This window comes from Pseudomonas sp. OTU750018 (assembly GCF_011636575.1).
Classification (GTDB): domain Bacteria; phylum Pseudomonadota; class Gammaproteobacteria; order Pseudomonadales; family Pseudomonadaceae; genus Aquipseudomonas; species Aquipseudomonas peli.
Map to the genome: position 1 here is coordinate 279,487 of NZ_JAAPAU010000001.1, position 21,776 is coordinate 301,262.

At 58.5% G+C, this 21,776-nt stretch carries 25 protein-coding genes; 4 read left to right on the top strand and 21 right to left on the bottom strand.

The features are described from left to right. Positions 1-21 precede the first annotated feature (21 nt). From HCI85_RS01385 to HCI85_RS01410, 6 genes are all read right to left on the bottom strand, one after another. The gene (locus HCI85_RS01385; RefSeq protein WP_167141265.1) at positions 22-1,788 is read right to left on the bottom strand and encodes a hypothetical protein; all 1,767 of its coding nucleotides are present in this window, start codon (positions 1,786-1,788) and stop codon (positions 22-24) included. A gap of 251 nt (positions 1,789-2,039) precedes the next feature. Then, complete coding sequence (locus tag HCI85_RS01390; RefSeq protein WP_167141267.1) at positions 2,040-4,034, bottom strand: hypothetical protein; 1,995 nt, start codon at positions 4,032-4,034, stop codon at positions 2,040-2,042. Positions 4,035-4,045: 11 nt separating this feature from the next. After that, positions 4,046-4,489: a hypothetical protein gene (locus HCI85_RS01395; protein WP_206677974.1), complete on the bottom strand. Its 444-nt coding sequence runs from the start codon at positions 4,487-4,489 to the stop codon at positions 4,046-4,048. Between the two features lies 1 nt (position 4,490). Next, positions 4,491-4,874 (bottom strand): phage tail fiber protein, encoded by a 384-nt coding sequence (locus HCI85_RS01400; protein ID WP_167141269.1) that lies wholly within the window; start codon positions 4,872-4,874, stop codon positions 4,491-4,493. A gap of 7 nt (positions 4,875-4,881) precedes the next feature. After that, positions 4,882-5,406, bottom strand: coding sequence for a hypothetical protein (locus HCI85_RS01405; protein ID WP_167141271.1), 525 nt, complete (start codon positions 5,404-5,406; stop codon positions 4,882-4,884). Next, complete coding sequence (locus HCI85_RS01410) at positions 5,406-6,563, bottom strand: hypothetical protein (protein ID WP_167141273.1); 1,158 nt, start codon at positions 6,561-6,563, stop codon at positions 5,406-5,408. Before HCI85_RS01410 ends, HCI85_RS01405 begins: the two co-directional genes overlap by 1 nt. Before the next feature lie 234 nt (positions 6,564-6,797). On the opposite strand from HCI85_RS01410, the gene HCI85_RS01415 reads away from it, so the two are divergent. The 4 genes from HCI85_RS01415 (at position 6,798) to HCI85_RS01430 (ending at position 8,446) form a co-directional block, all read left to right on the top strand. Next, positions 6,798-7,244: a hypothetical protein gene (locus tag HCI85_RS01415; RefSeq protein ID WP_167141275.1), complete on the top strand. Its 447-nt coding sequence runs from the start codon at positions 6,798-6,800 to the stop codon at positions 7,242-7,244. A gap of 11 nt (positions 7,245-7,255) precedes the next feature. Next, entirely contained in the window at positions 7,256-7,462 is a 207-nt protein-coding gene (locus HCI85_RS01420) for a hypothetical protein (protein ID WP_167141277.1), read from the top strand. 99 nt (positions 7,463-7,561) lie between these two features. Next, complete coding sequence (locus tag HCI85_RS01425; protein WP_167141279.1) at positions 7,562-7,762, top strand: carbon storage regulator; 201 nt, start codon at positions 7,562-7,564, stop codon at positions 7,760-7,762. Between the two features lie 72 nt (positions 7,763-7,834). Beyond that, on the top strand, positions 7,835-8,446 hold the full coding sequence (locus HCI85_RS01430) for a hypothetical protein (protein WP_167141281.1): 612 nt from the start codon (positions 7,835-7,837) through the stop codon (positions 8,444-8,446). Between the two features lie 343 nt (positions 8,447-8,789). Here HCI85_RS01430 and HCI85_RS01435 read toward each other — a convergent pair whose 3' ends face one another. From HCI85_RS01435 to HCI85_RS01505, 15 genes are all read right to left on the bottom strand, one after another. Beyond that, positions 8,790-10,241 carry a hypothetical protein gene (locus HCI85_RS01435; protein WP_167140873.1) on the bottom strand — a complete coding sequence of 484 codons (1,452 nt, stop codon included), beginning with the start codon at positions 10,239-10,241 and terminating at the stop codon, positions 8,790-8,792. Continuing rightward, the gene (locus HCI85_RS01440) at positions 10,238-10,870 is read right to left on the bottom strand and encodes a hypothetical protein (RefSeq protein ID WP_167141283.1); all 633 of its coding nucleotides are present in this window, start codon (positions 10,868-10,870) and stop codon (positions 10,238-10,240) included. Before HCI85_RS01440 ends, HCI85_RS01435 begins: the two co-directional genes overlap by 4 nt. Before the next feature lie 10 nt (positions 10,871-10,880). Then, the gene (locus HCI85_RS01445) at positions 10,881-11,387 is read right to left on the bottom strand and encodes a hypothetical protein (protein WP_167141285.1); all 507 of its coding nucleotides are present in this window, start codon (positions 11,385-11,387) and stop codon (positions 10,881-10,883) included. Between the two features lie 25 nt (positions 11,388-11,412). Beyond that, positions 11,413-11,613 carry a hypothetical protein gene (locus tag HCI85_RS01450; protein ID WP_167141287.1) on the bottom strand — a complete coding sequence of 67 codons (201 nt, stop codon included), beginning with the start codon at positions 11,611-11,613 and terminating at the stop codon, positions 11,413-11,415. Continuing rightward, the gene (locus HCI85_RS01455; RefSeq protein ID WP_167141289.1) at positions 11,610-12,089 is read right to left on the bottom strand and encodes a lysis system i-spanin subunit Rz; all 480 of its coding nucleotides are present in this window, start codon (positions 12,087-12,089) and stop codon (positions 11,610-11,612) included. Before HCI85_RS01455 ends, HCI85_RS01450 begins: the two co-directional genes overlap by 4 nt. Beyond that, positions 12,086-12,646 (bottom strand): lysozyme, encoded by a 561-nt coding sequence (locus HCI85_RS01460; RefSeq protein WP_167141291.1) that lies wholly within the window; start codon positions 12,644-12,646, stop codon positions 12,086-12,088. The genes HCI85_RS01455 and HCI85_RS01460 overlap by 4 nt, the downstream gene beginning before the upstream one ends. After that, positions 12,643-12,909: a holin gene (locus tag HCI85_RS01465; RefSeq protein WP_167141293.1), complete on the bottom strand. Its 267-nt coding sequence runs from the start codon at positions 12,907-12,909 to the stop codon at positions 12,643-12,645. Before HCI85_RS01465 ends, HCI85_RS01460 begins: the two co-directional genes overlap by 4 nt. 78 nt (positions 12,910-12,987) lie before the next feature. Further along, on the bottom strand, positions 12,988-13,659 hold the full coding sequence (locus HCI85_RS01470) for a phage adaptor protein (protein WP_167141295.1): 672 nt from the start codon (positions 13,657-13,659) through the stop codon (positions 12,988-12,990). After that, positions 13,659-14,495, bottom strand: coding sequence for a RyR domain-containing protein (locus HCI85_RS01475; protein ID WP_167141297.1), 837 nt, complete (start codon positions 14,493-14,495; stop codon positions 13,659-13,661). Before HCI85_RS01475 ends, HCI85_RS01470 begins: the two co-directional genes overlap by 1 nt. Positions 14,496-14,558: 63 nt before the next feature. Further along, positions 14,559-15,041, bottom strand: a complete 483-nt coding sequence (locus HCI85_RS01480) for a hypothetical protein (RefSeq protein ID WP_167141299.1) — start codon at positions 15,039-15,041, stop codon at positions 14,559-14,561. A 56-nt stretch (positions 15,042-15,097) separates the two neighbouring features. Then, positions 15,098-16,390: a phage capsid family protein gene (locus tag HCI85_RS01485; RefSeq protein WP_167141301.1), complete on the bottom strand. Its 1,293-nt coding sequence runs from the start codon at positions 16,388-16,390 to the stop codon at positions 15,098-15,100. Between the two features lie 29 nt (positions 16,391-16,419). Further along, entirely contained in the window at positions 16,420-17,442 is a 1,023-nt protein-coding gene (locus HCI85_RS01490) for a hypothetical protein (RefSeq protein ID WP_167141303.1), read from the bottom strand. A gap of 176 nt (positions 17,443-17,618) precedes the next feature. Next, the gene (locus tag HCI85_RS01495) at positions 17,619-19,877 is read right to left on the bottom strand and encodes a portal protein (RefSeq protein ID WP_167141305.1); all 2,259 of its coding nucleotides are present in this window, start codon (positions 19,875-19,877) and stop codon (positions 17,619-17,621) included. Positions 19,878-19,886: 9 nt separating this feature from the next. Further along, positions 19,887-21,173 (bottom strand): PBSX family phage terminase large subunit, encoded by a 1,287-nt coding sequence (locus HCI85_RS01500; RefSeq protein ID WP_206677975.1) that lies wholly within the window; start codon positions 21,171-21,173, stop codon positions 19,887-19,889. Beyond that, positions 21,170-21,745, bottom strand: coding sequence for a terminase small subunit-like protein (locus HCI85_RS01505; protein WP_206677976.1), 576 nt, complete (start codon positions 21,743-21,745; stop codon positions 21,170-21,172). The genes HCI85_RS01500 and HCI85_RS01505 overlap by 4 nt, the downstream gene beginning before the upstream one ends. Positions 21,746-21,776 lie beyond the last annotated feature (31 nt).

Consider the following 21,776-nt stretch of genomic DNA (forward strand, 5'->3'; position numbering starts at 1 on the left):
CTCGTTGTGGGGTAGGCATGCTCATTCCTTCATGACGGCAGAACCTGCCCTATTTGGCGGCATAAGCGGATTGGCCAGGTAATAAGCGCCAGCTAGTGGCTGTGGAAACGTCAAATACTCCTGCCACGTCCGCCCGCTGTCTCGGCTGATTAGCACTGCGGTTATCGGTTCACCGCTGACAAACAAGACGCCCTCAACAATCACCTCACCCTCTTCGTCGTAGATGGTGCGCTGCATACAGTTCAGGTGAATCTGCCGCTCATACTGCAGCTTTGGGTCATGCATAAAACCCAGCTCAGACCGAACTTCGGCAACACCAGTCTCAGTGTTCAACACCCCAAGTTTTACGGCTGATGGCAGGTCTGGCGAGAAATCCTGCCACTGCTCGTAACAGACAAACCCTATTTCATGGTCACTGAGTGCCACAAACATCGGGTTCATCGACCAGAGCTTGTAGCTACTGGTTGGCGGAAACATGATGTGCATTTCACCGATAGAAAAAAGTCCGGTGGTCGGCCCTTGAATGCCCGCACCCAACTCTTCAAAGAACACTTCGCGAACAACAGGCGCGATCTCATTACCCTCGGCGTCGAGCTTGGTGATGGTGAACTCCAGCCGCCCACTAGATAGATCTGCTGCGAAGAAAGGTCCATTGCCCAAGTTGTAAAGACCGACGCGCTCAGCCTCCATTCTCCAGCGCACCTCAACCAATCCATTCGGCATGGGGAAAGTCGCCAAAGGGTTGACCCCGTAGACAACATCTTCATCGAGGATGCCGGCTACCCACACGTCATATGGGCGTTTTCTGTCGGGGTAGTCGGCCACGCAATCCCATACCTCATGCTGAACCTCTTGGGCCTCAAACCCGCCATCAAGGTCTATCTCGAAACGCATGTGAGCGCTGCCGCCTGCATCGATGTACGAGTAATCCCAACCCAGGCCAAAGTCTGACAAGGCGGCATTTAGCGCACACAACCGGACGTTGACGACAAACCGACCGTTGAACCAACACATAGACATTGCATCGGTCCAATTGGGCCTTGATCCACCTGCGGGTAGCGGCTTGCTACCGGACGACCAGTTTTCCCAGAAAGTCGACCACGACTCTTGCGGGTTTGTGAACGGGGAACCAATAGGGCTACTCGGCTCGGCAACCCAAGGGCCGTTGTGGAAGAAATCAACACTGTGCTCATCTGGAAGCCACAGTCGGCTCCAAAACACGGTAGATACCCCATCCTCGACCGACTTCTCATAGTTCAACAGCGCAAACAGTATGCCGCTATGCCCCCAATGCACCGCCTCACCTGGATCTAGGTTCTTCACCACAGGGATCGCCATCAGTGTCCAGCCATCGCCAGCATAAGCGCTGCATGGCTGCATCCCCTGGTACTGAAAAGTCATGTAGCCAAGATCCGTTCGGCACATCAGCTGATAGCCAGGGGCGTGATCCTCGATCGCGGCCTCAGCCCACCAGTACCCAACCGATGCGCGCACTTTTGGCCGAGTAACCACTCCGGAGAACACTTGCGACCCGTTTGGGACCTGGTCATAGGTGTCATAGGGATAACCCACACCCTCAGGTCCAGCCACTCTCAACGAGTGGGTTCGCAATAAGTCCTTGTTGGTCGGGATCAGGTCACGCCAAAGGAATGCACGATTCCAGGCACTGGACGGGTTGGTCTCATTCGGATCAAACCCCAACCCGACAAACTCTGTCTGGTCATTGACCGGCGTAATGTCCTCGTAACCAAACGGCCCATTCATCATGCCTGTGCGGCTATCGAACATATCCCGGCTCCCGACGGGATAGGCTCGCCCTCTTGAGTCCAACAAGGAACCGAACAATATCAACTGTCCTGGCGGGTCCATAACGACCCCAATTGCAGTGTTACCGTTGCGCGTAGCCCTAATCAGGTACCCATCTATGGCCATCGTTTTCGAGCGAGTCTTGAACCGCAGTAGGTTCTGCGCCATACGCTTGGCGCGCTCGATCAGATAGGCACCAGATGCCGTGAGCGAACGCCCGATCACCGTCCCCATTACCGGAGTCTCCGGGTGGTCACGCCAACGGATAACTCAACGCTGTCCAGTTCTGCCTGACTGGCTTCATATACTTTGAGACAGAGCCTCCACGCCTTCCCGGTGACACCCTTGGCGGTAACGGCCCTCATCATTGGCTCACGCTTCACCACCGTGTAAGACTGCTCTTTGCCATCATCAGCCTTCAGCACGGCCAAGACCTGGCCATCCGTGGTCAACCCGAAGTAAACCGACTCGACACGCTTACTGAGGTTGGTGCCGAACTCATTAGCACCAAAGTCGACCATCAGGTCTATGCCTTCACCATCGTCACCGCCGCGGCCAATTCGATACACGCCATCCTCACGAACACCTATGGCCCCATATGGAGTACTGGCAATCGCTAAGAAGTCGAAGCCGCTGTAGCGCGTGATTGCCCCGGTCTGGATGTTTGTTGCGTACTGGATTCCCTCGAGCTGCGGAATGTTTGTCTGAGTGGTGAGCGCGACCCGATCTGCAAAGTCGGCATACCGATCGCCGTTCTCAGCGAAAGAGCTATTCGCGAGAATCGAATCGAACCACTCAAACCCATCGCTAACTTCGAGTTCAAGCAGTAGGCCATCGACGATATCGATCGCAGAAATGAATGTGGCGAACATCTCAGCGGATAGCTGAAAACTGTCCTGGGCGATGATCAGTTCATTAAGGTGGAAAGACGATGTGTCCAACCACGGCGCATAAGCTGCGCCGAAATACCGTCCTCTGTAGGTCGCATTCCCAAACGCATACCCATCCTCCCCTGCGGCCCCCTGAGCGGCCGCAATGGTTCCGGAAGCAACCCCGACGCCACCTGAAGGCCCATACCCGAAAGACAAAGCTTTGGGAGCATATGCAGCACCATACGAAAACTCGACCTCTGGAAATCCGCCAGATGCCTGACCGATGTAGCCACCACGGTAAGTGGCCGCGCCAATCGCATAGCCTGCATCTGCAGCCAGGCCAACAGCCGCACCAAGCACACCACTGCCCCTATTGGCCGGCGGCGTGGCACTCCCTGCAACCCCAAGCGCAGCCATCGCCATCGCGTGGTGATTGCTGAAGCCAGCAGCACTTACCTTTATGCCAGCAGCACCGCTGGCCGCGGCATACAACGCATCGCCTGCACGCCCCTGGGCACGACCTGAAACGCCAGCACGGCCTATCGCCCTGGCGCGCTGGTCAATAAAGGCCGTGACACCTGCATAACCTACCGCCGCCCCAGAAATGAAACTCCCCAGTAGCGGGCTGTCGACGTAGTCGCCTGCCATATAGAGCGAGGCATCAAGCCGCGCATACCCGGCGCTTGGCTTGAGACTGGTGTGAATAACCTCACCATTGACCAGGTACCGAACAACCCCATTGCTGCGAGCAATCCGCAAGACAGGTAGCCCTGCCAAGCCGCCAGGCACGGACATGACCAGCGCTCCTGACTCGAATATGTCCAGGCTGCCAGTGCGTCCGTAGAACGCATGCGAGCTATCCCCGGGACTAACCGTATCGGAGCCAGTATTGATACCTACGATCACGCCGATCGAGGCGGGTCCTATCTTGAACTCGACATAGCCATCAACAGCAAAGCCGGCCTGCGAAAGCCCACCACTGTCCCAGCCAGGCTTTGCGCTGTAGGTGATTTGTGGCGGTATTGCAGGCTTGCCAGGAGAGCTTGGATAACATTTCCTGAGGTAATACGCGACGAAAGCACTGGATCCGATTGCTCCACCCGTAAACATCTGGGTCAGCTCGGGGTCAATCGTCTGTATCGCCACTGCCGACTGGTTTTCGACAAACCTGTAATAGACCTGGCCAATGCTTCTGCCTTTCGTAGACCTCGTCAGATCTGCAATCCTCTGCAGATTCGATACCGTCCCATAGTCAGCAAAGACAGGCTCGTCTACACAGAATGCCGGCGATGGCGGCACGCCCGGTACACCTGGGGTGCTACGCGACGCCGGAGCTTTAGAAAGCCGGTTGGCCATTTACCGCTCCCTTAAAACTCGGGCAGAGTGATCGCGTAGGCTTCCAGTTTCTGGATGGCACCAATGACCAAGGCGGTATTACTCAAATTCAGATCCGCGCCAACAATGCCCACGTTGCCCTGAATCCGCGGCGCTGTGGTCGAAGCAACACCGGTATCGGAGGGCAATACAAAGCGGTAGAACGTGGCAGCACCGGCAGCAACAACCGTACCCTGCCAAATCTCCGAAAGATTCTTCGTCAGAGTTCCACCTGGCGCAGCAGCCTCGAATGTCAAACCGCCATCAACATCGGTCCTGATCGTTACCAGCAGCAGGTTCGACGGGCTGATGGCCGAATCAACACTGGCCGGCTCAGGCCCCGAGTAAATACGAATCTCGCCGCTTGCAAGCGCAGATCTTAAAGAGCCGGTGGCCAGCATTGCAGCACGAATAGCGGTACTCAGTTTCAAGCTCATGTCATTCTCCGCGGACGACAATGTCGTTGATGGCAAAGGTGATGACTGTCCCTGCAACCACAGGCAATCCACTGCCATTAACCTGCAAAACAGCCAGGCAGTTTCCTGCAGTCAGCGCATCCCAAATGCAGATGTAAGTGACGGTGTACGTGGCGCCTACGGCGGCAGCGTTGAAAACGATGTCCGCACTGTTGCGACCTCGATAAATTGCGCCATCCAACGACTTCACAAGGGTCACAGCCTTACGGGCATAGTTCGCGTCATCGCCGGTAGTGATTTCGTTTGCACCGGCCGCGCCCGGGCTACCGTCGTGCAACGACACGTACTTGCCAGCCCCGGTAAAAAGCAGGTCAATGATTTGCTCACTGGAATATGTAGTGGTCATGGCCGCCTCAGACGATATTGGTCGGAATCAGGTTGAGTTCAGCGCGCACGCGAAGAACCATGCCGGCCTCCACATCGCGTGGAGTGTCGAATCGAGCGACAGACAGCAGTAGCCCGGTGACACCAGCCTTCTCCGATGACGAAACCAGGAAACCGCCATAAAGACGTTTCGACGCAGTCACCGTGAACGCAGCACGGCTTGCGATATTGGTAATCAATCCGTTGGTATTGACCCGGTTCCAGATAGGCCTGGTGCCTTCGCTGTACCCGGTGAACTCGCCAATAGTTGCTGGCAGGTCCGACGAAAGCGCCCCCGGCACAGGCAGGTAGTTGTTCTCAAACAGACCAACGTAGAAAGTGCCGATCGGCGCTATATCGCCGAATAGCGCCGCTGCCATGTAGTTCACGCCAGCCTGAGGAACGATGTTCACCTGTTCCCAGGAGTCGACAACCACACCATCGCGCTCAAGCTCAAACTCATAAACAAATTGAAGAGGAACGCCTTCGGCTTTCTCCAGATTTGGGCTTTGCATCAGTCAATCTCCAGGCCGAATGAGTCTTCGACGCCAAGGGAATTGGGGCCTGTGGCCCCCTTCATAGTGGTCACCAGCATCTGCACGCCGTTGCTCTCGACAAGTCCGACCGAGGCATTCTGAGCAAGTGACGGGGCATATTTCTTGAGTTGCGGCAGCTCTACTGAACCGTCCGCAGAACCAATGGCTTGCCCGTAGCGAGTCATCCAGGCCGCCTGGCCGTTCGGCAGGGTCACGCCGCTGCCACTGACCGCGCCATGCTCAAGCACGGTAGGGCTGGTGCTGTCTTCTGCGCCGGGATTCGTCAGGAAATAGGTTTTCTGGCCAGCCGCGACAAACACACCACCATCGGTAACGGCAACCATATCGATGGGCGCACCGTAGTGGATGAATCCATAGGCGGGATTTACCAGGTGCGGAGCATACGGCTCGGTTACCCATAGCGCGGCGCCTGCGACCAGAAGCAGTCGGCCTTTGTAGGCATGTACCTTGGTAGCAACTGGGGGCTGCACCAGGTGCGCAGTCAGCAGTCTGGCGCTATCGTCGGCAACGGATACCAAAGTAAAACCGGTATCAGTTCCTGCGTACTGCTGATAAAGCGTTTCACCGTCAGCTGCACTGGCGTACACACGACACTCAACAGCACCTGCAGGGGCCGACCAAAGCAGGTCAATAGCGCCAGGCTCGCTCAGCGTAATGATAAGCGGCGCCGCACCAGACTCAGCGCCAAACGAATCCATTGCGGTGACAGCAACACGGTAAATACCGGCTGGCAGGCTTCCAGGTCCAACTGTGGCGCGAGGGTAAATTTCAGGAAGCCCCCACTCGCCAACCCGATCACCGCGAACACGTATCGAACCGATAGGAGTGCACAGGAAGGCGTCACCGTTCACCTCAGCGCCACAAATACCGCCAGCTGCAGGTGCGCTACCAATCCGGCGCGCTTCGTTGGTCGCTGCGTCATAACGCAACAAGTCACCGCCGGCCGCAATCAACAGCCCGGCAAGATATGGCACCGCACCATGTACGCCTGAAATCTCAGCGACACGGTTGCGCCCTGCACGCTTATGCAAACCGCCACCGCCCACAGGGTCAAAATTCAGCAGATCCCGCACCTGGCCTTCCGGCAAGCGATCGACCTGATCGAGATTATTCATCCCACCAGACCAGGTATCACTTCGAATAGGTTCGGGCATGGCAACCTCACTCCCAGCACCCGGAATACCCGCGTGCTTATGGGGCTGAAGTGTCCATATCGGAAAAAGGAAAGGCGAACCCTACAGGGGGTCAGGCCAGATAGCGCGATGTTAGTTCGCGCCCATAGATTGGGTGGATGACCGTTTTAACCACACTTATAGTGTTCACCCGAACCTAAAAAAGGATGCACGCCCGTGGAAGAACTTCGCTTTGCTGAAACACGCTCAATGAAATCGCTATTTCGGAACATGGATGAGCAGTGGTACGAAATTCAGTCAGGTTTTCTGAGACACCTCAATCGCTGGCAAGAAATCGCAAAGGATCTGGGCCAGAATTTCGAGGTAATCGACGAGCCTAGTAGACACGGCAAAGGCACCATTTTCGGCAAAGAATACGTTGTAAAATTGGGCCTAACAGTTCGTAGCCCTAGCTCACCCGAGGCTTTAGGGATTATTCGTGTAGTAGCAAACCATGCTGTATCTGGGGAGGCTTTAGAGGTTGAATCCTACCTCATGACCCAAGGTCTAAATTTCTTCAGCACAGGCAATATGACCCCCATTGTCATGGACAATTCTGTACGTGCTGAGTACCAAATCATTTGCGAAAGCATATATGCAGTAGCAGCATCTTCTGATGTTTGATTGAGGTAGATATGCACAGCAAATTCCCCAGCAAGGTGCTGGCAAAAGCACTGGCTAACCGGTTTGCAGCCGGGGCCCTCGCCGAGTTCGAGCTAACCCCGGCCGACCTGGCTGATGAACCGCTAACAGCGGAAGAACGAGTGGCGGTATATGCCGAGATCCGCGCAATCTCTGAACGCCTACAGCAGGAAGCCGAGCGGCTGTATTCCCTGGTTTAGGGAACCACCAGGCAACAAAAAGCCCGCACTGGGCGGGCATGGTCTAGGCTGTGGATTGCGCGCAAGGCGCACTCACTTACTTACGCAAGGATGCTATGGATGGGACTGATCATCGCCCGCCGTATTGACGAAGAGTTCGTGCTATTTGCTTCTGAGGATGCCAACCCTGAAAGGCTCGCCGAGCAACTGAAGGAAGGCATCACCATACGCATGCATGATGTCGATCGAGGAAAAGCCTGGCTCGACATCAGCGCGCCGTATGAAATCACCATTCTTCGCAGCGAGCTGATCAAGCCCTGACAAGCAGTCGGCGCAACCTGCCTAGAAGAACGGAAACGACACGCTTACAGGCTGGTCATCACGCGGTTGCCAGTGCCAGTGTTGGCCACGGCGACAAACTTATTCAGTGATGGGGCCCATGATACCCCGCCCCAGTTATTGTTGGCAGCACTGGTTCTTATTGTCCAGTTGACTCCATCAGGTGAAGTCATCACGCGGTTGCCAGTGCCCGAAATTGCGGTTGCTACAAAAAGGGACCGTTCTGGCGACCAACAAACTGCGCGCCAGTCGTTGTTGGCAGCACTGGTTCTTATCGTCCAGTTGATTCCATCAGGTGAAGTCATCACGCGGTTTCCAGTGCCCGTAGCGCCGACTGCTACAAACAAAGAAAGCTCAGGCGACCAACACACTGCTTGCCAGTCGTTGTTGGCGGCACTGGTTCTCGCTGTCCACGTTACTCCATTTGGAGACGTCATCACGCGGTTGCCAGTGCCCGTATCGCCGACTGCTACAAACAAAGAAAGCTCAGGCGACCAACACACGCCTCTTAGCTGGTTGGTAACTGGTGCATCGCTGATTGACCAATCCACACCATTGCTAGACCGCATTATTTGGTTTGAAGTGCTGTACCCGACTGCTACCGCAAGTCCAAGCGCAGGTGACCAGCATACCGAGTTCCAGCTGCTATTCGCCGCGCTGGTTTGAGCTGTCCACGTTACTCCGTCCGGCGAGGTCATCACGCGGTTGCCGGCGCCACTTAGAGCCACTGCAATCAGTTTTCCTATGCCAGCGGCCCAGCAAACAGACCGCCATACGTTTGCGTTGGGTGTTGGCGTGTTATCCCAAGTAACCCCGTCAGTTGAGGTCATCGCGCCGTTACTTGTAGCGCTATATCCGACTGAAACGAGCAACGACAACTCGGGCGCCCAGCATACCCCCGCCCAGCTGTCATCTGCGGGGCTGGTTCTTATCGTCCAGACGACTCCGATGTCCAGATCAAGCCCGCCACCACCTGCAGCTCTACGCTGCGCCAAAATACCCGGAATAATCATGCTGCCACCAATCGGCCGATCAGGCTCCAAGTGTTGGATGCGCGCCAAAGCGCTGTTGCTGCTGCGCCGGCCCCTGCCAACACGTTCGTGTCACTGGCGTGCAGCGTCACGCTGAAGCCGGCCCCAGTGACCGTCACAGCGCCCGCACCAACCTGCAGAACATGGAACATCGGCAGGATGCCGGAAGTGGTCCAGGCGGCTGTTGCCTCGGCGCCGATGGTCAACGTGATGGGCGTTGCGCTGGTACAGATCAGCCACTTACCAGCATCAGCTGGGGTAACAGCGCCGCTGGCGGTGATTGTTCGCGATGGTAGGCCCGCCACCAAAGCGCGAGCTGTCAGCGCAGCCTGCAGGTCGGTCTGATCGGCGAGCGTGCCGCCGATGTCGCCCCAGTCAGAACCGGCGCCGCCGCTTACGACCAGATCGCCGCTACCCAGCAGGCTGCTGCCGTTCACGGTCTTGATGTTGGTGCCGCTGACCAGCGTGGCCTGCTTGCCCGCTACCACTGTAGTCAGGTCGGTGATCTGCTTCTGTAACTTACCGATGGCCACCTGAATCGAATCGGTGTTCACCACAGCGCTACCGGTTACCAGGCTTAGCCCGCCCAGCACTGCGTCGAGCACACGCGCAACCGTGAACCACTTGTTGGTTGTCCCCTCGCTCAAGCTGTCTGTGTCGGCGTTCGCTGTTGCGCCAGCAGCAATGCCAGCCAGCTTGGTTTTCTCTGCGTCGGTGTAGGCGTTGGTATCAGCGTTGCTTTCGTACAGCGTTTTGACCTGGGCGGCCGTAATCGGATCTGCGCTGCCAGCTTGCGCGACCCACTCGCCGTCGCTGTCATCCCAGATGTATCGCTGCACTGGGTCGGCGGTACCGGCGTCTACGTCTGCGTAGTCACCAGCCGATGCAGTCGGCAAGGCTGTCTGCAGGGCGGTCAGATTCAGATAGGTGCCACGGTAGTGAGACCCTTCGAGCCCCGCGAGCTTTGCTTTCTCGGCGGCGGTGTAGTTCTCCTGGCTCAGGCCGTACCCTGCGATCTTGTCGACCTTGAGGTCGAGCTGCACAGTCAGTGCAGCGGGCTGTACCGCAGTGTCTGCCAGCGCGCCCTGCGCTGACGTGGCAGCGCCTATATCACCAGGTGCTGCCGGAATGAATGGCGCGCCCGACAGGTCGGCATAGGCACCACTGAGCGCAACAGCAGCCAGCGATGGCCGACCCGACAGATCCGCGTACGCACCGCTAAACGCCACACCGGCCAGGCTGGCATTGTTGGCAGGCGTGTACGAGAGTGCACCAGTCACATCGGCGCCGGTCAGGGTTACGATCCCAGTGCGGGTGTTGAAGCTGCTAACCCCAGCGCTACCGCCACCACCAGCACCTGGCGCACCACGCAAGCCGGCGGCAATCACCGCGCGACGAAACCCATGCTTGACCACGATTACGCTGCTCACGCGGTCACCTCATCTTCTACTGTCACAGAGCTGATAGCTGTGAGCGGATACACCTCGCCGCCCGGGGCGATCGCTTCGGCGTCGTAAAGGCCGCGCTTCCAATCCAGATCCTTGGCCGTGTCGGCATCCATCTTCAGGAAGAACGCCCCGAGCGCCACATCCACAACAGCTTCACCATCAGGGTTCTCTGCTGGGTCGCTGTGCCAGCTGAACAGGACGTTGCCGCCCACCTTGTCACGCACCTGGGCGCGGCAGGACCAGCCAGTAAGATCAACCGGCGGCCGAGTGATCAGCACGCCAGGCCCAGAAAAGGCCTTCCAGCACGACGCCACTACTCCTGGCACCTCGATCGTGTCCGCATCGATCACCTTTAGGAAGTATGGGTTGGCGCTCATCACCTCATTGGCATCATCAGAATCAACACCGGTATTCAGCTCGGCCGGCGACTTCACACACGACACCCAGAACGGCCAACCATCAGGCAGCCCATGGCCAACCACAGTCAGATGCAGCGGAACCTGGCTCGGCATACCAGTGATCAGCACCTGGCGCGGCTCATCATCGGCATACAGAAAGCCGAACTCGAAGGTCCTGCCGCGGGTGATGGTGATATCGATCTGCTCGGCCATTGCGGGCTCCTTACTCGCGGCTCTCAGCAGCGCGAGTGGTACGCGGCGGGAAAATCAGCGGGACATTGGCTGGATTGGCAAGCACCACCGTGCTGTGATCCAACTCGACCGGAATGCCATCGATCTTCACGACAGCGCCCTTTTCAAGGAAAACGCGCACGCATTGATCCTGCTCGTTCGCCAGGTCGACACCTACAGCGGGCTTTCCTGCAAGCTGGCTTTCCAGAGCCTCGGTTTTCGCAGCTTGGCCCTTCTGATAATCCATCCATGCTGCATAGAAGCTACCCAGCGGAACCGTATCGCCCCCTTGGATCAACTGCACACTGCACACGTCGAACTGCAGGCCGTTTTGATCCCAGACAGTGAGGTTCACCATTTTGTCGCTATGGACATAGGCAATCACGGCAGCGAGAGGCTGTGATGGATCGCCGAACGCCAGCTTGCGGCTCGCCATGTATTGCGTGGACGGGAAGAAATGCAGAACACGGCCAACGGTTGGTTTGATGGTGGTGGTCATTCGGCGCTCCGGTTTACGGTTGCTGTTACGGTTCGTGCTGCTCCTGCAGCATGGTCAGGTAGTCGAGCAACATTGCCCGGACAGCCCTTTCATCCATGGCAGTGAAGGGCTTCCGTCCCTCAATCACCGCCTCAACTAGCGCTACCGGTACGATGTGCAAAGACCGGTCAGCGGCGGCCAGCACAAGGCGTGGCCGGTATTCATCCATCTGTACAACGCGGCTCACTCGCCCCCGATCTTGCACTTGCTGTGCAGTTCAAAAAGGGTCTTCTGCAGTCGCTTTATCTGGGCTCGCTGGTCTTTGATCCCTTGCTGTAGGGCTGAAAAATCCCATCCAGCAGCGGCTGTAAGTTCTGGGGCTCCTGCATCAGATCCTGTGGCAGCGGTGGCGGATCGTCCCACTCGCACGCTGGGGCAGGTGGCATTGACTCGCACCCCGCAAGTGCCATCAGCAAGACAGCGGCGCTGGCGATCGGCCTCATCTTGGGCATCAGTCTTCTCCTTCTGGTATTCCGCTTCGGCGGCCTGGTAGCCGGTGATCAGCTCGCGACTGATGCGCATGGTGACGCGCAGTGACGCAGCCTTAGCGTCACTCACCGTCACAGCGTCACGCGCAACGTCACGCGCAGTGGTGACGGTATCGATGCGCCACAAAGCGAGGATCAGCGCCAAGCCCAGGCCGGCAATCAGATAGCGGGTCATGGCTGTGCATCCATGCACTGCGCGTGGCGCTGCAGCTGCCGCTCCCACACCCCCCAGCAACGCTTGTTCGGCTTGCCGTTGATCGTGGTCGAACAGTCGTATTTGGCGGCGTATCGCCAGTTGAGCAGCGCCTTGCACGCACCGATGTAGTCGCCCTTCAGCAACCAGGTGCGCGGTGACTTCGGCTTGCGCCAGTTGCCAATGCCGTACTGGCCGGTGAAGTCGACGTAGAGGTCGTATTCCTCTTGGAAAAGCTCAACACCAGGGATCGAGGCGCGGAAACGCTGCTCTTCTTCTTCGTGCAGCGCCCTGGCTAGCTCCACGGCACGCTGCCTGGTGATCGGAGGATCTGCGAGCGTCACCCGTGTGCCGTCTTCGTAGCGGGTAGAGCCATGGCCAATGGTCGGCACGTCGCCCTTGGTCGGGATGTGCGGCGCCAGCAACTCAACGCCACCCTGCTTGACCACGGGGCTTTCGCCCTCGCTGGCCTGCCAGGCGCTAAACCCCGCAACACTTAGGCTCAACGCAACAGCGAGCACTCTGTTGCGCATGCTCATGGCTGACGACCATCAATACGGCATTGCTCACGGTAAGCCGCTATACGGGCAGCGCTCTCGGCCTGCTCGCGCATATCGCGGCGGTGCTGGAAGTAGTAATTCAGCGCCAGGCCTGCCAGCGCGATCAGCACGCCCGCCAGGCCTATCCAGTTGACCTGTGCCAGCCAGCCCAAGAAACCGGCAGCAGCACCACCGAACGTGGCCTTGTTGGCGACAGAAGCGCCGATCGCCTCGACAACCCCTTCATGTACCTGCTGCGCCATAACGTGCTCCCGTGCTGGCTAATTCGCTTTGGTCGTATGCTATGGAGCAGGCGCGTTCGGCACGAACCCTACAGGGGGTCAGGGAAAGAACACCTTGTTGGTGTGCGTCTCGTCCTCGCGGGTAATACGACGCAGATCACTGTCAGGGCGCGAGCCGAAGTAATCGGTAAAGGCACGCTCTGCATCGGCAGCTCTGCCCAGATCCAGGGTTTCCGAATCAGGCAGACCGAATGCACGGTGCAGCGCCCACTTAACCAGGTGCCGGTGATGGGCCTGCTGTATCTCTGGCTTGGAACTGGGTGAATCAGCCAACGACTTCAGCGGTAACCGATAACCCTCAAGCAGCAGCGTTCCTGCTGCGTCCGGGGTCGGCACCAGGCGAATTGAGGTGTCTGTCTGGATGGCGTACCGCACGCACCCGGTAAGGTCGCGCCAATCGCACACCGTGCGGTCCAGCTCTTCAGTGGACATAAGCCGAACCGGCTCACGCCGCGAAGCACCAGTTGCCCGAAAGGCAATATGCGTAATCTCGTAGAGCGATTCATGCAGCGGGTACACCGCCTCGCCCACCGATACATCGATCTGGCAAACCTGCTCTTTCTGAGACTCATGCAGCAGGCGGCCACGAATGGCCGCCTCTTGTTCCGCTTCCGCCAACCACTGCGCCACCCACTTAGTTTCAAAGAGGAATGGCGCCACCAGGTCCTGGGTAACAGAGCGGAAGTCTGCAATCAGCTCGTCGCGGGTCATTACACAACCCCAAACCGATCGATAAAGCCGGTGACCTCAACACGCAGATCGCCAACTGATTTGCGCGCGTCCAGCTTCTGGTTGTATTTGGTCATGGCGAACTCTTCCAGACCCTTCTTGGTCATGCTCGCGATCTGATCGCGCACATCCTGCAGTTGGTTTTGCTCCAGGGTCTGTTCGTCCTGCAGCTTTTTGGCTTTCGCCAAGGCCTGGGCAGTTTCATCAGTGGTCTCGGTATCAGCGACGGTCGCTGGCTCACCTACTGCAGCTTCTTCGAACTGGTCGGCATGGCGCAGGAACTTGCGAGCCAATACACCAGGGAATACACGCACCTGGCCCTGCTCAAAGCTCAGGCCGGTACCGAACAAGCGATCCACGAAAATCTCACGCCGGCCGATGTACTTCACGCCGACTTCACCCACGCCAACAACGACCACAGGTTGCGCAGCGCGTGCAGTAGCCTGCGGCTCTGGCTCCTTGGCAACTGCATCCGGCTCATCACGCAGAGCATGCACAACAGCACGGAACAGATAATTCTTGGCCTTCTGCTCGGGCGACAGTTCGGCAAACGGCAGGCAGCAAGGGTGAGTCTTGGCGTCGGCGTCCTTAACGTCGCCGTACACCCAGCCATCGGCGACCTTTTGCGCAAGCCATGATTCATGCGACTGCTCAGGGGTGGCATCTGGGTTCGCCAGGTGCATGTCTACACCCGCCATGGCGCTCTGCTTCTGCCAATCAGGGGCATCAGCCCAAGCAGGCTGCGAGGTGTCACCAAGCGATGCGCAGTACGCCAGATTGATCTGGTGCGCCACTTTGGCAATAGATTCACGATTCATATGCTGGGTGTCCTGTGAAAAAGCGGGAGAGCCCGAAGGCCCTCCCTAACGGGTGGCGAGCAATCAGAGCGAGCCGAGCAGCTCGCCCATCACCAGCACGTCGATCTGGCTGGCCTTCGCGTTAGCAGCAACCGCGGTGGTCAGGATCAGGCGCGCAGGCTTCGGCAATACAACCGGAGCCTTGGCTGCAGCAGCACGCAGGCGCGCAGCGGTTGCCAGGTTCAGGCCGGTACCGAAATACGCCGCGTCTTGCGGCACTGCGGTGTCATCCACACCGTCTTCGTAGGCAAAGCCCAGAGAACCGGTGATGGTGGCGGTCATGCCGGTGCTGATCAGAATCGACGCGTCATCCAAAGACATGCCGGTCGGCAGCGGGCCAAGGTCGACCACGTCACCAATGCCAATGGCCGCAGCAGAGTCAGCGCCAATGGCGCCGCCGTTTGCCGCAGTCACCAACTGGTAACGCAGAGTGGTGGTATTGCCGTATGCGCCTGCAGCACCGCCGAACTGGCGGCGACCGTAGGACTTGAGGGTTACTTTCGCCATGATGGGCTACTCCTGAAAGGGTTCACGAAAGGCGGGCCGGTCTCCCGGCCCTCCCATCACTTACGCTCGCCGATGATCGGCACAGCGGTGTCGAACACCGTCACGCCGTAATCGGTGAACTGGCGACCATCGCCATGCTCGATGTCGAAGCGGATCTTCGACACACCGCGAATCATGCCGAGCAGCAGCTCAACCTTGTCGCCGTGGTCGAGTTCCTTCTCGCTCCAGAAGAACGGAATCTTCGACTTCTCGCTTGCGGCCCACGCCTCGGCCACGGCCTGGCCACCCAGCAGGATGGCGCGGTCGACAGCGTGAGTAGTGCCGAAACCGGACGGCACAGTGCAGGTAGTCTCGGTTTCCGAGGTGTAGCTGGCGCAGTAGCGGATGGTGTCGCCGGCATAGAAGCGGATCGGTTTCGGCATCTTGATGATCAAAATGCCGTTCCACAGGCCAGCGTCACCCAGGAACAGCGGGTGACGGTTAGCCTGGTTAGCACGGGCCATCGCGCTCGCCTGGAACTGACGGAAACTCGGGTCCTTGGCGAAGTCGGTGTACTGCGCTGGGGATACCAGCAGCACGCGGATGGGGCTGTCGGTGGCGGCTTCATCGCCTTCGAAAATGACCGGAGGTGGCGGCAATGCGATCTGCTCCATGTAGGAGCGGATGCCGTCAACAGTGTCCATCTTCAGCAGGTCGGTGGTAGCCAGGTCCACTTCGCCGGCATTCACGGTGAAAGGCTTAACGCCATTCGAGCCGTCAGCGATGAAGTGGCGGTTCTTGGTCGGCGCCTTAACCGGGTTGACCATGATGCTCGCAAACTTCGGATGGCCTGCCACTGGCACACGCCATTCGATGTTGTCGTGGTAACCACGGGCACCAGCCATATGCACCAGCAGCGACTGATCCACATAGGCATCAGCCTGAGACTGAGCCATAGGACGTGCCAGCTTGCGGAAGTCCGCAGGGCTACGGATGCTGGTCATGGTGTTGCCGGCGTCGATCGGGAAACGCGCCTGGTTCACGCGCAGCTTATCTTCCGACAGGTTCATGCCAACGCCGCGGCCTTCGGCATGCTCGCTACCCATGATCGGGTAACCGCCTGCAGGGTTGAGCAGGTGGAAGGTGACTTCGTCGCCCTTCATCTTGCCCAGGTCCTGACACTTCACGATTGGCATGTGCTGGGTAGTCTGCTTGCGCAGGGTAGCCTCAGCACCGGCCTCGCCCTTCGGCATCTTGCCGGTCAGGCGGCTCATGGTGGTGTTACGTTGGGTGTGGTATGCGAACAGGCCTACCGCCTGCTGCACCTGAGTGGCGGGATCGCCGTACTGCATATTGGTTTTGCTTGGCACGATAGGCCTCCTTGATCTTTAAGGTGCCGTTACAGCTGGCTGTTCAGCCAGCGCTCACGCTGTTCAAGCGGGAGCTGTGCAACGGCATCGATCTGCTCATGTGGCGGTAAGTTGGCGATCGCTTCGAACGCATTGGCAGGCCCAACGCGGCCACCCGGAATATCCGAGAGACTGGCGGGTACTGCTGGTTGCGCTTTGGCGATGGCCGCCTGTGCAGCGGCTTTCACGTCCACTTTCGGAGCTGGCGTGTCAGCTGCCGGACCTTTCCCAGTGGCTGCCTTAAACGTGTCGAAAAACTCTATGACTTCCGGCGCCGAGCCCGATTTCATGGTGCTTTCAAAGCCCACACGAACGTAGCCAGGCTGGCTCGCCAACCATTCCTCCAACTCTTTGCTATCCAGAATCGAGTCGATGTCAGGGTGCTTTTCATAGATCGAGTCAAAGTGCGAAGAACGCAGGTCGGATTCCTGCTTCTGCTCATGCGGCTGCAATGCCTGCTTCACCTGCGCTTCAACCAGAGCCGGTAAGCTCTGTGCGATCAGGGTCTGCACTCCCTTGGCAATGGCTTCTTCGGAGAAATCGCCGAATATCTCAGGGTTGATCCCAGCATCGATTGCGGCCTGAGCCGCTGCGACCTGGTTGTCGGTCTGGGTAGGTGCAATCCCTGCATCTGCCCGCTGTTGAGCCTGAGCTTTAAGGTCAGCCAGTTCCTGTTGTGCCGCTGTAGCCGTGTCGCGCCATGTCTTCTCAGCTTCGCGAGCTTCCATCAGCCTTTTGTAAGGGATGGTGTGCTTGCCGTCCTTAGCCAGAATCACCGCGTTATCGTCGTTGAGCTCTGCGTCGCTGGTTTTCGATACGTCGTTTGCTACCTGCTCGCCGGTTGGCTTGTCCTCAGTTGCAGCGGTAGTGTCGGGCTCACCACCATTTTCCAAGGCTGCGTTTGCAGCTCCGGTATCGCCCTCGCCCAACTCCAAAAGCTGGGCAGCCTGCTCTGCGGTCATTTCACCGTTCGGTGCGTGCTGCTGGATAAAGTCGTCTTGTTGGGTACTCATGCCTGTCCCGCCACATATCGCCGTGGCCGCATAGGGGCTCAGCAATGCAGGTCGTTGCCTTCCTGCGCGTCGCTGTGCGCTGTGCGCTCAACTTGCTGGGAAGTGTCAACGGGAGGCCTAAAAACAAAAAACCCTACAGGGGGTCAGCCCTGCAGGGTTCTGGTGGACAAGAGCAATCAGCCCAAGTTGTCAGTCGGCGCGGGCGTCTCAATGCCTTCCATGGGTGATGCGCCTTCCTGCGGTACTGGCGGGAATGCCGGGCTGGTGTTCTGCTCCACATCAGCACCCTGAATGTAGGGTGACTTGATGTTCATCGCTGCCGTTTGGTCAGCTACCGGGAAGTTCGGATCATCACCAGGCTGATGCTTGTAGCCTGCACCTTTCATGATTTCATCGGCGATCGGCGCAATCATCGGCATCTGCGCCACCTGTGCACCAGCCTGCATCGCGCTGTACGCGGCTTGCACGCCGATCTGCACCGCCTCGCGCCGGATCTTCTCGATTTCAGCCTCGGTTTTGCCCTCTTTCATTGCCAGCTCACGCAGCTTCAACTCAGCACCCGACTTGGCCAGGGCGTCCTGCACCGCCTGCTGGATGCGCTTCTCGATCGCCTCCGGAGTTTCCTGCTCGCCAGCGGCGCGAATGGCTTCGACCACATCGCGTTTGAACGGCACATCCATGAGGCTGACCATAAACGGCAGCATGGCCGCCTGGTACTGCTGCGGCAGGCTCTTGACCGCTTCCGACATGGCGTTGAGTTGCTGGCCGCGGTAGCTGGCAGTACTCGGCACATCCTCAAGGGCTACCTTCAGACGAGTACGCTGCAGGTCGTTGGACAGGTATGTGAAGCCGGCGGCGTCCTGCTCGGGCTTGTTGATCACCACTGCGCGATCCTCGCGCACTGCGTCACCCTCGATGATGATGGTCTTCTCCTGATCACCCAGATCCTCGACGATCATCGACAGCAACAGCTCACCCACCATCGACCGGCCGGCGCGGAAATTATCCATGATGCGGGCTAGGCTCTGGTTGCTCTGCTCAACCTGGGTCTGCTCCTGCAGGCCGCTGCGCGCTGTACCTTCCTTGCCCATAAAACCGCTAGTCACAGCGCTTACACGCTGAATCGAGCTGCGGCTGTCGTTGATCAACTGAAAGTGCTGGGCATTCAGCTGAAAATCACGACTAACAGCAAAGCGTGCGCCTGGCTTTGACATGTGATCGGCATCAAGGACGATATCGGCATCGACACGCCCAACCTGCCGGCGGAACTGCGCGTCAGTCATGGCCACAGCACCCTTGGTGCGCTCAGTGCGAACAACAGCCATGCCCCAACGCAGCTTACTGATGCCACTGTTGAGCGCGTCCTGCGGGTAGATCATGCCGCGCACATAGCCATAGGGCACCTTGGTTGCATCCTCACGGAAGCCCCAGAACGGCACGTACGGGAAGTGGGTGTGGCTGTAAGGGCTCGGGCCATCATGCAAGCAGTGCGGACCCAGCCAGTAACTACGGCGCATCCGAGCGACAACTGCCACAGAGTACTGCGCGGCACCACTGGCAATCGCCAGGTTGTGCTTGTCGTTGTTCTCGTCGTACTCAACCACGCGACCATCCGGCGTTTTGATCACTGGCACGCTTACCCAGCGGCGGTACCAGACCTCAGCCAGGCAGACTTCCTTGCTGGTCGGGTTGTACCAGCGCTCTTCCTGCACGGTCCAGCCGCGAGCCTCGGCCCAAGCATTGTTGAGCCCAGTTGACGATCCGCCATCACTCAGCTCAATGGCCTGCTCTGCCCACCAGGAAGGACCATTCTTGCCGATCGCCTTTACCAGATCCTTGTGCTGCGGGAAAACCAGCGCGATTCGATCAGGCGTCAACCACCGCTGCCGGCGCAGCCAGCGCGCATCGCTCAGATCCTTCTCAACCGCGGCGAAGTCCCAGTGAATTTCGCGGCGATTCACCTCAACGCAGCGATAAGGGAACTTGAACGGGTCAGACTCGCGCTTCACTTCCACCCAACCAAGGCCAATGGCGATCTGCGGGCGGAAAGCATCAGAGCACGCAGCATCTGCATGCGACTCACGCTCAGCCTGGTTGAGCTGGTAATTCAGCGCATCAGCCACATCCTGGCCACCGGTACCGCCGTTCGGGGTCACACGCCAGTCAGTTCGAATGGTCGCCTCATAACCCTGGATAGACAGCAAAGCTGGGCCTACCAGATCCTCGACAGCAGGCGGAATGCCCAATTCTCGCTGTCGCTGCAGCAGCTCGCTATCCAGCTGGTTGCCGTCGGCATAGTCCATTTCCTTGTCAGCCGTACTGCGCCAGTGCGGCTGCTCTTCAATCTCGCGCATCAGCTCGGCGTATTCATCGCGCGTTAATGCCAGTTCATCCACCGGCTCATCTTCAGGGTATTTGATCGCTGCGGCGTCCATGGTGTGTCCTCAAGTGCGCCAGTCTGGCGGTGGGGCTTCTTCGTAGTCGCGCGGCGCTTCGTTCACCATCAGGTCAATTGCCTGACCGACGTAACGGAACATATCTGCGCCGTGGCTATATTCGTCATGCAGCGGCCCCATGGGCTCGCCGGTCTTGGTGTGGATATCGCGCTTGTAGCGCTTCAAGCACTCAAGCAGGCGCGTGGCCTTGTTTAAATCGAAGTAGCAGCGCGGAAACAGCATGCGGACAGCCTTGATACCTTCCTCAACGCTGGCCTGCGGCAGGCAGTTGGGATAAGGATTGCGGCCCATAGCGCGCAGATGCTCTTCGGTGCTTTTGCCTGTCAGGAAGTTTCTGGTGCGACCGTCGTGTGGCAAAAAGTCAGTACCCCAGCGGTATGGCAGCTTCTCCAGCTTGGCGACGTACCAGTCCAGGGTACGGTGGCTGTCCTCGATGTAGCCGATGATCCGCACATCCATTGGCCCTTTCTGCACCAGGCCGATCGTCATCGAGTCGTTCCAGCCCAAATCCCACACGGTGTGAACAGGCAGCGTCGGGTCATACGGCACAGGGCATACGCGGCCGTCTTCATATACCGCTTCAATTTCATGCTTATAGATCGCGCCAGCAGCAACACGCCGGGCCTTGCCTTCCCAGATGTGCTCGTAGTCCTCTTCGCTCATCGAGCGCTTGGCCTTCTTACGCTCTTCATTGAGCACTTCCGGAAACCAAGGGTTATCGCGCCAGTTGATCTGGCAAACCCAGGTGTCAGGGCTCGGCGTGGCGATGAATCGGCTGTAGGTGTCGTCAGTTTCCATATCCGGGTTGAGGGTCAGCCAAATCTCGCTGCCCTCTTTCCGGATCGTTGGTATCAACACGTCCCAGCTCTTCTTGCTGACGCCATGGGCCTCTTCGACCCAGACGATATCGACACCCTCAAACGACTTGATCGAGTCGACCGTATGCGCCTGCAGGCCAGAAAACAGGATCAGCGTGCCGTTCTTGCCGCGAATCTCGGTGTCGAGAACGTCGTAGAACGCTGTCAGGCCCAACTTGACGATGTAGTCCTTCAGCAGCCGGTGAACCGAATCACGCATCGACTTCTGGATTTCACGGGCGCACAGGATGCGCAGCGGTGTTCGAGCGCCGAGGTCGAGCAGCACCTGGGCGACGCCATGCGACTTACCGCCACCGCGGCCGCCGTGCATCACCTTATAGCGGCAAGCCTCATACAGCGGCGACAGCTTGAACGGCAGCGTCAGGTTGAGGTTGATCGGCGCGACGAAGGCAGTCACTGATCGTCCTCCCCGCGCTCTGGTGGCCGAACGAAGGTCACGGTGCTATTCACCGCTATCGCACCACCGTTCGCACCGGTCAGCTCAGTCTGCAGCTTGTCGCCATATTTCTTGGGAGCCATCTTGCTGGCCAGCCACTTGCGTGCGTCCACACGCAGCTTGGAACGTGCAATGACATCATGATCGACCTTCACCTGGCCTTCATCGTCCACGTAGGTGTCATTCAGCCCGTAGTCGGCAATTTCCAGTATCTGCTCGGCTAGCAAATCAGCCTGAGCCTCGCGCGCGTGCGCGTACTGGTCTCGAAACGCCACCTTCGAATCATCAGCCAGCCAGCGCATCACTGTTGCAGTACTCGGCATGCCTGGCTGTTTGCACACATTGCGCAGACTCATACCGTCAGCGATGTACGCACACAGCTTGGCCGCTACCAGGTCTGAGTAGACTGTTGGCCGCCCTACTGTCTTCGCCGTATTACGCGCACGCACAGTCGAGCCAGCGGCCTTCTGGGCTACTGGCTTCTTCTTCGCTTTCGGGGTGGCGGGCTTCTGGGCCGCTTGCTCTGTCTTCATGCCGCGAGTGTTCACGGGAGACAGAACGGGT

Excerpts from the sequence above, each read along its gene's own strand:
- HCI85_RS01480 (WP_167141299.1), bottom strand. The coding sequence starts at position 15,041 with ATGGCGAAAGTAACCCTCAAGTCCTACGGTCGCCGCCAGTTCGGCGGT.
- HCI85_RS01425 (WP_167141279.1), top strand. The coding sequence starts at position 7,562 with ATGGGACTGATCATCGCCCGCCGTATTGACGAAGAGTTCGTGCTATTT.
- HCI85_RS01420 (WP_167141277.1), top strand. The coding sequence starts at position 7,256 with ATGCACAGCAAATTCCCCAGCAAGGTGCTGGCAAAAGCACTGGCTAAC.
- HCI85_RS01470 (WP_167141295.1), bottom strand. The coding sequence starts at position 13,659 with ATGACCCGCGACGAGCTGATTGCAGACTTCCGCTCTGTTACCCAGGAC.
- HCI85_RS01455 (WP_167141289.1), bottom strand. The coding sequence starts at position 12,089 with ATGACCCGCTATCTGATTGCCGGCCTGGGCTTGGCGCTGATCCTCGCT.
- HCI85_RS01495 (WP_167141305.1), bottom strand. The coding sequence starts at position 19,877 with ATGGACGCCGCAGCGATCAAATACCCTGAAGATGAGCCGGTGGATGAA.
- HCI85_RS01465 (WP_167141293.1), bottom strand. The coding sequence starts at position 12,909 with ATGGCGCAGCAGGTACATGAAGGGGTTGTCGAGGCGATCGGCGCTTCT.
- HCI85_RS01385 (WP_167141265.1), bottom strand. The coding sequence starts at position 1,788 with ATGTTCGATAGCCGCACAGGCATGATGAATGGGCCGTTTGGTTACGAG.
- HCI85_RS01405 (WP_167141271.1), bottom strand. The coding sequence starts at position 5,406 with ATGCAAAGCCCAAATCTGGAGAAAGCCGAAGGCGTTCCTCTTCAATTT.
- HCI85_RS01460 (WP_167141291.1), bottom strand. The coding sequence starts at position 12,646 with ATGAGCATGCGCAACAGAGTGCTCGCTGTTGCGTTGAGCCTAAGTGTT.
- HCI85_RS01505 (WP_206677976.1), bottom strand. The coding sequence starts at position 21,745 with ATGAAGACAGAGCAAGCGGCCCAGAAGCCCGCCACCCCGAAAGCGAAG.
- HCI85_RS01400 (WP_167141269.1), bottom strand. The coding sequence starts at position 4,874 with ATGACCACTACATATTCCAGTGAGCAAATCATTGACCTGCTTTTTACC.
- HCI85_RS01410 (WP_167141273.1), bottom strand. The coding sequence starts at position 6,563 with ATGAATAATCTCGATCAGGTCGATCGCTTGCCGGAAGGCCAGGTGCGG.
- HCI85_RS01440 (WP_167141283.1), bottom strand. The coding sequence starts at position 10,870 with ATGGCCGAGCAGATCGATATCACCATCACCCGCGGCAGGACCTTCGAG.
- HCI85_RS01475 (WP_167141297.1), bottom strand. The coding sequence starts at position 14,495 with ATGAATCGTGAATCTATTGCCAAAGTGGCGCACCAGATCAATCTGGCG.
- HCI85_RS01390 (WP_167141267.1), bottom strand. The coding sequence starts at position 4,034 with ATGGCCAACCGGCTTTCTAAAGCTCCGGCGTCGCGTAGCACCCCAGGT.
- HCI85_RS01445 (WP_167141285.1), bottom strand. The coding sequence starts at position 11,387 with ATGACCACCACCATCAAACCAACCGTTGGCCGTGTTCTGCATTTCTTC.
- HCI85_RS01395 (WP_206677974.1), bottom strand. The coding sequence starts at position 4,489 with ATGAGCTTGAAACTGAGTACCGCTATTCGTGCTGCAATGCTGGCCACC.
- HCI85_RS01490 (WP_167141303.1), bottom strand. The coding sequence starts at position 17,442 with ATGAGTACCCAACAAGACGACTTTATCCAGCAGCACGCACCGAACGGT.